This is a genomic window from Streptomyces sp. NPDC057253 (assembly GCF_042669125.1).
In the GTDB taxonomy this organism is placed as follows: domain Bacteria; phylum Actinomycetota; class Actinomycetes; order Streptomycetales; family Streptomycetaceae; genus Streptomyces.
The window spans coordinates 1-10,366 of the sequence record NZ_JBHUXV010000063.1; the positions used below are offsets into that span (position 1 = coordinate 1).

General features: G+C 69.6%; 8 protein-coding genes. All 8 read right to left on the minus strand.

Features of this window, described 5'->3' with window-relative positions; all coding sequences use genetic code 11:
• Positions 1-37 precede the first annotated feature (37 nt).
• Positions 38-2,086, minus strand: a complete 2,049-nt coding sequence (locus ACFULQ_RS29265; RefSeq protein ID WP_383549469.1) for a hypothetical protein — start codon at positions 2,084-2,086, stop codon at positions 38-40.
• A gap of 111 nt (positions 2,087-2,197) precedes the next feature.
• Positions 2,198-3,697, minus strand: coding sequence for a D-ribitol-5-phosphate cytidylyltransferase (locus ACFULQ_RS29270; protein WP_383549471.1), 1,500 nt, complete (start codon positions 3,695-3,697; stop codon positions 2,198-2,200).
• A 321-nt stretch (positions 3,698-4,018) separates the two neighbouring features.
• Positions 4,019-5,569, minus strand: a complete 1,551-nt coding sequence (locus ACFULQ_RS29275) for an alkaline phosphatase D family protein (protein ID WP_383549474.1) — start codon at positions 5,567-5,569, stop codon at positions 4,019-4,021.
• Between the two features lie 202 nt (positions 5,570-5,771).
• Entirely contained in the window at positions 5,772-7,283 is a 1,512-nt protein-coding gene (locus ACFULQ_RS29280) for an FG-GAP and VCBS repeat-containing protein (protein ID WP_383549477.1), read from the minus strand.
• A 131-nt stretch (positions 7,284-7,414) separates the two neighbouring features.
• Positions 7,415-8,851, minus strand: coding sequence for a GTPase ObgE (gene obgE / locus ACFULQ_RS29285; RefSeq protein ID WP_383549479.1), 1,437 nt, complete (start codon positions 8,849-8,851; stop codon positions 7,415-7,417).
• Between the two features lie 118 nt (positions 8,852-8,969).
• On the minus strand, positions 8,970-9,224 hold the full coding sequence (rpmA, locus tag ACFULQ_RS29290) for a 50S ribosomal protein L27 (protein ID WP_004950923.1): 255 nt from the start codon (positions 9,222-9,224) through the stop codon (positions 8,970-8,972).
• A 14-nt stretch (positions 9,225-9,238) separates the two neighbouring features.
• Entirely contained in the window at positions 9,239-9,559 is a 321-nt protein-coding gene (rplU, locus tag ACFULQ_RS29295) for a 50S ribosomal protein L21 (protein WP_007381993.1), read from the minus strand.
• 206 nt (positions 9,560-9,765) lie between these two features.
• The gene (rfbC, locus tag ACFULQ_RS29300; protein WP_383549482.1) at positions 9,766-10,359 is read right to left on the minus strand and encodes a dTDP-4-dehydrorhamnose 3,5-epimerase; all 594 of its coding nucleotides are present in this window, start codon (positions 10,357-10,359) and stop codon (positions 9,766-9,768) included.
• Positions 10,360-10,366 lie beyond the last annotated feature (7 nt).

Sequence of the window (10,366 nt, forward strand, 5' to 3'; positions counted from 1 at the left end):
CCACCGAAAACCGGGCCGTTTCTTTACCAACCCGAGGTCAGGCCACGGTCTCCGCGGCCGAGGCCGCCGCCCGTGACTCCTGGCCGACATTGCGCGCCTCGGCCTTGATCGCGAGGTTCGCCACCGCGGTGTTGAACTGCTCGATGGAGGTGGGCTCGTCGGGCCCGAGCAGGTACTGCCTGAGCTCCACCCGGTCCTCGGCCAGCGGGTCGCCCGCCGGGTCGCGCACCGCGTCCAGCAGCTCGCCCAGCTCGGTGGCCTTGTTGGACAGGATCGTGGCGGCCCGCACCGCGGTGTTCTGCCGCTTGAACTCCTCCACGCCAAGCCCCGCGGAGTCCGTGACCGCGTACGGCTTGCCGCTCGCGATGAAGTCGGAGACCACGCTGGAGATGTCGGAGACCATCGCGTCGGAGACGTTGAAGCAGTCGTACAGCCGCGGCTCGGCACCCGTGATCACGCGGTGCTCCCACACCGGGAAGGAGCGCCAGTACGCGTCGTTCCACTCGCCGCGCAGCCGGGCGATCTCCTCGTACCTGGCCACGTCGACCACACCGTCACGGGTGGCCTCGGCCTCGTCGCCCTTCTCGCCGCCGCCGCTGCCGACGAGGACCGTGAGCCGGGCCTCGATCCGGGCCAGCTCGGCCTTGGCCGCGGCCACCGCGGCCGCGTCGGCCTGGAAACGGGGGTCGGCGGCACGCTCGGCCGCCGCCTTCTCGATCAGCGCGGTGACCTTCTCGTGCGCGGCACCCGCCTTGGCGAGGACCGTGCCGGTGAAGGGGTGCGGCTTGTAGAGGACCCGGACCGGCGGGTCGGCCTTGAGCAGCTTCTTCACGATGTTCTCGCCGGCCAGCATGAGCGAGGTGTTGCCCGGGTCGCCGTCCCAGCCCTCCCAGGTGGGCGCGTACAGCACGGTGGCCATACGGCCGTCCGGCACGCCCTGCCAGTCCTGGATCGGGGCCAGCTGCGGGCGGCCCACCTCGACGATGTCCTCGTCGCGGACGCCGACGTCGGCGATGGCGTAGCGGTCGCGGCCGGCCCGGCCGGCGGTCCACACCTCGTCGTAGGCCTTGCTGAACGGGTTGACGCTGGCCAGCTTGTCGCTGTCGCCGTGGCCGATGAAGACGTGCTTCATGGTGGGCACGCGCAGCAGGTGGATGTTCTTGCCGACGTTGGCCGCGTACAGCGCGACCCGCACCGAGGACAGGTCCATGTTCATCAGGTGCACCCCTCCGGGCACGCAGATGACGGGGACCGTGGTGGGCGCGAGGCTCTGGAGGATGACCCGCTCGCGCAGGATGATCAGCGGCCGGGAGTCCAGCTGCTCCATGGTCTCCAGCCACATGTTGACCTGGTAGACGGAGTCCTTGGATCCGGAGAAGTACAGCACGGTCTCCGGCTTGTAGTCGCGCAGCCAGTCGTCGACCTTGGCGAGCACCTTGTCGGCGTTCGGCGGGATCTTCTTGCCGCGGACGTACGGCATCAGGGCGAGGACGTAGAGGGAGCCGAGCCCTATGGTCACGCCGATGCCGATGAAGCCGGGCGTCGCGGAGTCCATCGAGGCGGCGACGAGTATGCCGACCACGGCCGCGAGGTCGAGGTGCAGCATCTTCTCGGCCGAGCGGTTCAGCAGGCCGAACGGCGGGGCGTCCGGGATGCGGATGCGGGAGGCCAGGTCGACGTTGCGGGTGGCGACCGGGAGCCTGCGGCGGTTGCGGATGAGGGTGACCAGCGCGCCGTGCGGGGCCTGGAGGCCGTAGAACGCGATGAAGCAGGCGGTGGCCCCGTAGAAGATCAGGTTGTTCGCGAGGTCGAGCCGGGCCAGGAGCAGGATCAGCAGGAGCTGTCTGATCAGGAAGCGGATCGAGAGGCCGGCGCGCACCTTGCTGAGGCGGTTGATCAGGTAACTGCCCTGGCGGTGCAGATAGTGGTCCGCAAGGTACGTGACGGCCGTCGCGGCCGCGAAGGCGGGGACGCTCGGGATGAGCGCGGCCACCATTATGGCGGGGAATCCCGCCAGCATGAGGACCGCCGCGGCCAGCTCGGCCGCGCTGCCCACCCGGGCGACGCGAATAGCGGTGCTTATCACTGAAAACCTGCTCTGGGAGGGATGCCGGTTGTTTACGGATTCAGGCCCCTGCGAATGCACCATGAACGGGCAGCCACAGAGGCCTGAATTACGAGAGGCTATTTGCCTTGATTATGCCACGCCGTCCTGACGGTCGAGGACACTGGCGAGCGCCGCCTCGAAACCGGAGGCCTGGCCCGCGGAGGCCGTCGGGTCCTGCTGGCGGACGTCGATGACATGGCCGGTCAGCTCGGAGAGCAGCACGTCGAGCGAGGTGCGGGCGACCGCCTCGGAGGACAGCAGGCTGCCCGCGGGCTCCTGGCCGAAGGCCTTGGTGCGCATGGGCGTGGCGGTGCGCTCGGGGTTGATGCAGTTCACCCGGATGCCGTCACCCGCCCATTCGTCGGACAGGGCCTGCGTGAGGTTGACCATCGCGGCCTTGGTCGAGGAGTACAGGCTGTACTCGGCGCGGCCGCGGGTGTAGCTGCTGGAGGTGTACAGCAGCAGCTGGCCGTTGGTCTCCGCCAGGTACTTGTAGCTCGACCGCGCGATCTGCACCGGGGCCAGGTAGTTGACCTTCAGCGCCTCCTCGATGGTGGCGTTGTCGGTCTCGGCGAGCTTGCCGATGCGCAGCACGCCCGCGGTGTTGACGACGTAGTCGATGCGCCCGGTCTCGCCGTAGGCCTTGGACAGCGCGTCGTCGACCTCCTCCGGGTTCTCCACGTGGGTGCCGGTGGTGGAGCGGCCGAGCGCGTACACCTTGGCGCCGTAGGACTCGGCGAGCTCGGCGATGTCCTTGCCGATGCCGTAGGAGCCGCCGAAGACGACGAAGGTCTTGCCGGTGAGCAGCTCGCGGTAGGCCTCGTCGCCGTTCTGCTCGGGGGCGGCGGTGGAGGCGAGCTGGAAGAGCTTGTCGGCGATGAAGACGTCGACGGGCTGGGTGACCTTCATGTTGTACTCGTCACCCGCGACGACGTGGATCGGCACGTCGGGCAGGTACTTGAGCACCACCGAACAGTCGTCGGTGGCCTGGAAGTTGGGGTCACCGGCGGCGACCTCGTAGGCCCGCTTGATGGTGGACAGCTTGAAGGCCTGCGGGGTCTGGCCGCGGCGCAGGCGGGAGCGGTCCGGGATCTCGGTGATGAACTCGCCGTCCTGGCCGTGGGTGCGCGTGACGATGATGGTGTCCGCGGACGGGATGGCCACGTCGACGGCCTGGTAGCGCTCCAGGGCGGCCACGCAGTCGTCGATCACACGCCGTCCGAGCAGCGGGCGGACGGCGTCGTGGAACAGGACGTTGAGGTCCTCGCCCTCGGCCAGGCCCTCGCCGAGGGCCGCGATGGCGCGCTCGGTGGTCTCGTTCCGGGTGGAGCCACCCTCGATGATCTTCTTTACCTTCGTGAACCCGGCCTTGGCGACGATCTTCTCTATGTCGGGCACATAGCCCGGCGCCATCAGCACGATGATGTCGTCGATGGAGTCGGCCTTCTCGAAGGTGGTCAGGGTGTGCTCGATGACTGCCTTGCCGGCGATCTTCAGCAGCTGCTTGGGGATCGAGAGACCCACGCGCTGACCGGTACCACCGGCCAGGATCACTGCGGTGGTACGGGGCTTGGCGATGTGCTGGGACACAGATGACCTACCTCGGGGCGACAGGGAACGGTGAAATGGTCCCACTTGCGGTTACCGCTGTGCAAGGTGACCGCCGTTCACTGCATATGTACGCGCTACCTGTCATTCATCTTGCACTGCCGGTAACGGCGATGTCGTCCAGGGTGGGCGCCCTCGGTACGGCACAGAGGAGACCGGGATCACTTACGGCCCGTGTCCCTCTGTCCCATTACCAGGAATTCCTTGTGAAGATTCCGCAGCTTTTCGGTCTCGACGAGGGCAAGAGAACGAAAGGGGAGCGTGGGCCTGCGACGAGGCCCACGCTCCCCTCGAAAGGAGCCGTCACACCAGACGGACTCCGGGCTTGCCGTCCTCCACCCGCAGCTGGGCGATCGTGCTCGCCGTCGCCTGCGGGCGCACCACCGTGTCCACGACCCTGACCTGCGCGTCGATGCCGAACCGGTCGATGTCGAAGAGGTGGTAGCCGCGGTGGGCGTCGATGAACTTCCAGTGCGGATTGTCGGCCTTCAGCGGGTCCCACTGGGCGTGGAAGGCGGCCTGGTCCTGGTCGCCGTTGCTGGAGATGGACGTGCCGACGAACTCGGCGCCGACGAGCTGGGAGGACGGGTCGGCGTAGTCGGTCCTCAGGTCGCTGATCATCGTCAGGTGGCGGTCCCCGGAGAGCACGACCGGGTTGCGCACGTTCCGGAACTCCTCCAGGAGGGCGTTGCGCTCGACCTGGTAGCCGTCCCAGGCGTCGTAGTACCAGAGCTTGCCCTCGCCGGGCAGGATGTCGGTCTCGGCCATCATGATCTGCGAGGCGATGAGGTTCCAGCGGGCCGGTGAGTCCGTCAGCCCGTCCACCAGCCACTGCCTCTGCTCGGCGCCGAGCATGGTGAGCGCCGGGTCCTGGGCGGCTGCCTGGCTGGTCACCTGGTCGCTGCGGTACTGCCGGGTGTCGAGCACGTTCAGCCGGACCAGGCGGCCGAACTCCAGGCGCCGGTACATCTGGATGTGCGGCCCGTCCGGGACGGCCGTCGCGCGCACCGGCATGTGCTCGTAGTACGCCTGGAAAGCGGCCGTCATCCGGGCCACGAACGCGTCGTGCGGCTGCTTGTCGGGGTCCTGCGGGATCTCGCCCGCCCAGTCGTTGTCGACCTCGTGGTCGTCGAAGGTGACCACCCAGGGCACGTTCGCGTGCACCTCGGCGAGGTCCGGGTCGGTGCGGTACTGGGCGTACCGGTTGCGGTACTGCACCAGGGTGTACGGCTCCCCCGCGCCCTCGTGCCGGCGCGGGCCCGCCGAGGACGGCGCCGACTCGTAGATGTAGTCGCCGACGAACAGCACGACGTCGGGGTCCTGGTCCAGCATGTCGGCGTACGGCGTGAAGTAGCCGTTCTGCCAGTTCTGGCAGGAGGCGAGCGCCACCCGCAGGGTGCCCTGGGAGGTGGTCTCGGCGGGGGCGGTGCGGGTGCGGCCGGTGCGGGAGAGCTGGCCGTCGGCGCGGAAGCGGTACCAGTAGGTGCGGCCCGCGCGCAGACCCCGTACATCCACGTGAACGCTGTGCCCATATGCGGGCAGGGCCTCGGCGGTGCCCCGGACGACGGCCTTGGTGAAGTTCTCGTCCTCGGCGAGCTCCCACTCGACCGTAACCGCTCTGTCGGGCATGCCCCCGCCGTTGAGGGGGTCCGGGGCGAGCCGCGTCCAGAGCACGATGCCGTCCGGCAGCGGGTCGCCGGAGGCCACGCCGAGGCTGAACACCCCGTCCGGCAGCGGAGTGTCCGCTGCTCGCGCGGTGCCCGGCAGCCACAGCTGCGCGGAGGCGGCTGCGCCGAGCAGAGCGGCGGAGGCGGTCAGAAAGCGGCGTCGGCCGGGCGATGCTGCTCCGTACATGGGCGAACTCCCTTGCGTCGCTTACCTCTTGGACACCCTGAAAGCTCACGCTTCGGGGTGATCCGTGCGTTGAACCAGGGTGTTCGCGTGCATGACAAATAGGTAGACAACAGAAGAGCCGTTGCGACTCGGAAATCACATGATGAACATGACTCCGGCGCAACGGCCTTCAGGACACCGCCGACTGACGATCTTTTGGTTTCTAGTTGGCGAAGCCCGAGCCCAGACGGGCCTTCGCCGCGGTCGTGCCGAGGAGCGTGTGGCCGAAGGTGAACGTTCCGTTCGGCCCGAGGACCGTGGCCGGAAGCGGCACACCGCCCGGTGAGGCCACGTACTCCCCGCGGGAGCGGAAGGACCACACCGCGCCGGCGTTCGCGTTCTCGCCGGGCGCGCCGACCACGAGGTCGGCCAGTCCGTCACCGTTCGCGTCACCCACATGGACGGCCCCGCCGAAGGCGTCGCCCTTCTCAGCGGCCCCAGGCACTCCCGTGCTGTTCTGCGTGACCACCTGGTGCGAGCCGGCCCCGGTCAGCCCGTCGGCACCGCCGCTGACCACCACCACGGACCCCGCGTCGGGCCAGCGGTCCGGGTCGGTGGGGGTGCCCAGGTCCTCGCCGGGGACACCGGTGACCACGTCGAGGTACCCGTCGCCGTCGACGTCCGCGAGCTGCACGTCGGTGCCGAAGCGGTCACCCTTCTCGGCGGTGCCGGGCACCCCGGGGCTGTCCTGGTTGACGGCCTGCTCCGCCACTCCGTCAGGAGCGCCCGAGGTGCCGGGTATCCAGGTGACCCGGCCGCCCTTGGCGCGGTAGGCGTCGTGGTCGCTCTCGTAGCCGTCGATGGCCCGGCCCACCACGATGTCGGCGTACCCGTCCCGGTTCACGTCCCCGACCGCGAGGTTCTCGCCGCCCTGGAGCGAGGCGCCGTCGATGTCCCAGACCAGGGTCCAGTCCGTGAGGCCGTCCTTGGTGCCCCACCAGTACGCGACCCGCCGGGAGTCGAAGGTGTCGGTGCCGGTCTGGGCGGCCACGACGTCGGTGATGCCGTCGCCGTTGAGGTCGCCGACGTCGAGGTCGAGGACGCGGCTGGCGTACCGGTCCTTCACCACCTGACGCTCCCCCTTGGCCGCACCGGAGCGGGTGAAGGGGCCGCCGGTCGCCACCAGGCCGTACTGGTCCACCGCGGTCAGCAGATCGGTCGCGCCGTCCCCGTCGACGTCCCCCACCGCGACGTGGCCCTTGGCGCCGAGCGCGTTGTGGGCCGCTCCGGAGGCGAGGGTGGCGGCACCGGACAGGCCACGGGGGCCGCCCCACAGGACCTGCACCAGGCCGGCCCCGCCGTTCTCGCCGCCCACTCCCACGACCAGGTCGGTGTACCCGTCCTGGTCCAGGTCGCCGGTGGTGAGGGCGCTGCCGAAGCGGTCGCCCGCCTCGGAGGTGCCCGGGACACCGGCGCTGTTCTGGCTGAACACCCGCTTCGTCGAGGTCTTCAAGCCGCTCGCCGAGCCGTACAGGACGCCGACGAACCCGGCTTTCGCCCTGCCGGCCACGGTCCCGTCGGGCGCCCCCACCGCGAGGTCGGCGTACCCGTCCCCGTTGAAGTCGTCCCGCACCTGGTGAGGCGCGGCTCCCGCGGCGGCGGGCAGGGCGACGACGCCGCCGAGCGCCAGGGCCACGGCAAGCGCCGTACGCCACCCTCTTCGTTGAACGCGCATGCCGCATCCCTTCTGTGACGGTCGTACAGATGTGCCCGGTACGACTCACAGGAAGGGCGGTTGGTTGTCCTGCGGTATGCCTGGACGGCGTCCCGGGTTCACTTGGAGACCCGGGACGCCCGTGGGTCGGCTCAGAACGGCTCGAAGTCGTCGAACTCCTCGGCCGCCTCGTCCCGTTCGGCCTGCTTGTCGCGGCGGCGCTGGGCGGCCGGGCGGGGTGCCTCGAAGCGGTGGTCCTCGCCTCGGCGGCCGAGCATCTCGGCGCCGGCCATGACGGTCGGCTCCCAGTCGAAGACGACCGCGTTGTCCTCGGGGCCGATGGCGACGCCGTCACCCGAACGGGCGCCCGCCTTCATCAACTCCTCCTCGACACCGAGGCGGTTGAGGCGGTCGGCGAGGTAGCCGACGGCCTCGTCGTTGTTGAAGTCGGTCTGCCGCACCCAGCGCTCCGGCTTCTCGCCGCGCACCCGGAAGAGGCCGTCCTCCTCACGGACCACGGTGAAACCGGCGTCGTCCACGGCCTTGGGCCGGATGACGATCCGGGTCGCCTCCTCCTTGGGCTTCGCGGCCCGCGCCCGGCCGACCAGGTCGGCGAGCGCGAAGGACAGCTCCTTCAGCCCCATGTGGGCGACCGCGGACACCTCGAAGACGCGGTAGCCGCGCGCCTCCAGGTCCGGCCGCACCATCTCGGCGAGGTCCTTGCCGTCCGGTACGTCGATCTTGTTCAGGACGACGATGCGGGGCCGGTCGCCGAGGCCGCCGTACTCCCTGAGCTCGGCCTCGATGATGTCGAGGTCGGAGACGGGGTCGCGGTCGGACTCCAGCGTGGCGGTGTCCAGGACGTGCACGAGGACACTGCACCGCTCCACGTGCCGCAGGAACTCGAGGCCGAGGCCCTTGCCCTGGCTGGCGCCCGGGATCAGACCCGGCACGTCGGCGATGGTGTAGACGGTCTCGCCCGCCGTGACCACGCCGAGGTTCGGGACGAGCGTGGTGAACGGGTAGTCGGCGATCTTCGGCTTGGCCGCGCTGAGCACCGAGATCAGCGAGGACTTGCCGGCGCTCGGGTAGCCGACCAGCGCCACGTCGGCGACGGTCTTGAGCTCCAGCACGATGTCCTGGAGGTCTCCCGGGACGCCGAGCAGCGCGAAGCCGGGGGCCTTGCGGCGGGCCGAGGCCAGCGCCGCGTTGCCGAGGCCGCCGCGGCCGCCCTGGGCGGCGACGTAGGACGTCCCGTGGCCGACGAGGTCGGCGAGGACGTTGCCCGCCTTGTCGAGGACGACGGTGCCGTCCGGCACGGGCAGGACCAGGTCCTGGCCGTCCTTGCCGGAGCGGTTGCCGCCCTCACCGGGCTTGCCGTTGGTGGCCTTGCGGTGCGGGGAGTGGTGGTACTCCAGCAGCGTGGTGACGGACTGGTCGACGGTGAGGATCACGTCCCCGCCCCGGCCGCCGTTGCCCCCGTCGGGGCCGCCGAGCGGCTTGAACTTCTCACGGTGGACGGAGGCACAGCCGTGACCTCCGTTACCCGCGGCGACATGCAGTTCGACGCGGTCCACGAAGGTGGTCATGGTCAGTGCCTCCAGAAGACGTACGGAATACCTATTGCTGTAACACGCGAAAGGCGGACCCGCCTTCCCACCAGGGAAGTGAGGTCCGCCTCGCGAAAAGTTCGGTCTAAGCCTGAGCTCAGGCGACCGGAACGATGTTCACGACCTTGCGGCCACGGTGGGTGCCGAACTGCACCGCACCGGCGTTCAGCGCGAACAGCGTGTCGTCGCCGCCACGGCCGACGCCCGCACCCGGGTGGAAGTGGGTACCGCGCTGGCGGACCAGGATCTCGCCCGCGCTGACGACCTGACCACCGAAGCGCTTCACGCCGAGGCGCTGAGCGTTGGAGTCACGACCGTTACGGGTGGACGATGCGCCCTTCTTGTGTGCCATCTCTCCTCAGTCCCTTACTTCGCAGCCGCGGGGATCTCAGTGACCTTGATCGCCGTGTACTGCTGGCGGTGGCCCTGACGACGGCGGTAGCCGGTCTTGTTCTTGTAGCGAAGGATGTCGATCTTGACGCCCTTGTGGTGGTCCACGACCTCGGCCTGGACCTTGATGCCGGCCAGGACCCACGGGTCGCTGGTCACAGCGTCGCCGTCGACAACGAGCAGGGTCGAGAGCTCGACCGTGTCGCCAACCTTGGCGGTGGAAATCTTGTCAACCTCAACGATGTCGCCGACAGCAACCTTGTGCTGGCGACCACCGCTGCGCACGATGGCGTACACGCGGATCTCACTCTCTCGCTCGGGAACGGCACCCCCGCAGTCCAGCCGCCCGGCAGAGCGAACGGCCTCTCCCGGCCAGAACAGCGACCCGAGAGGAAGAGGTTTACGGGGATGTGGCGTGTCACCAGTGGACACGCCGACGGTCTAGGTTACGGGGCCGCGGCCGAACGGGTCAAACCGGGCCCCGTCGCGTTCAAACCCACGCGTCAGGAGCCGAGGCTCTCCCGGTACGCCACGCACTCCTCGTAGGAGGGCAGCAGCCCCTGCTCGCGGGCCTCGGCCAGGGTCGGCGCCTGCTCGTCCTTGGGGGACAGCAGCGGGGCGATGCCCTCCGGCCACTCGATGCCGATCTCCGGGTCGAGCGGGTGCACGCCGTGCTCGCGCTCGGGCGCGTACCCCTCGGAGCACAGGTAGACCACGGTGGCGTCGTCGGTGAGCGCCATGAACCCGTGGCCGAGCCCCTCGGAGAGGTAGACGGCGTGGTGGTCCTGGTCGTCCAGGCGGACGATCTCCCACTGGCCGTAGGTCGGCGAGCCCACCCGGATGTCCACGATCACGTCGAGGACCGCACCGCGCACGCACTTGACGTACTTGGCCTGCCCGGGCGGCACGTCGGCGAAGTGGATACCGCGCAGGGTGCCCCGGCTGGAGACGGACATGTTGGCCTGGGCCAGGCTCAGCGGGTGGCCCGCGGCCTCCGCGAAGACGGGGGCCTTGAACCACTCGTGGAAGCTGCCCCGGCCGTCGGGGAAGACCTTCGGCTCGAACACCCAGGCACCGGAGATGGAAAGGGGTCGCATCGCGGGT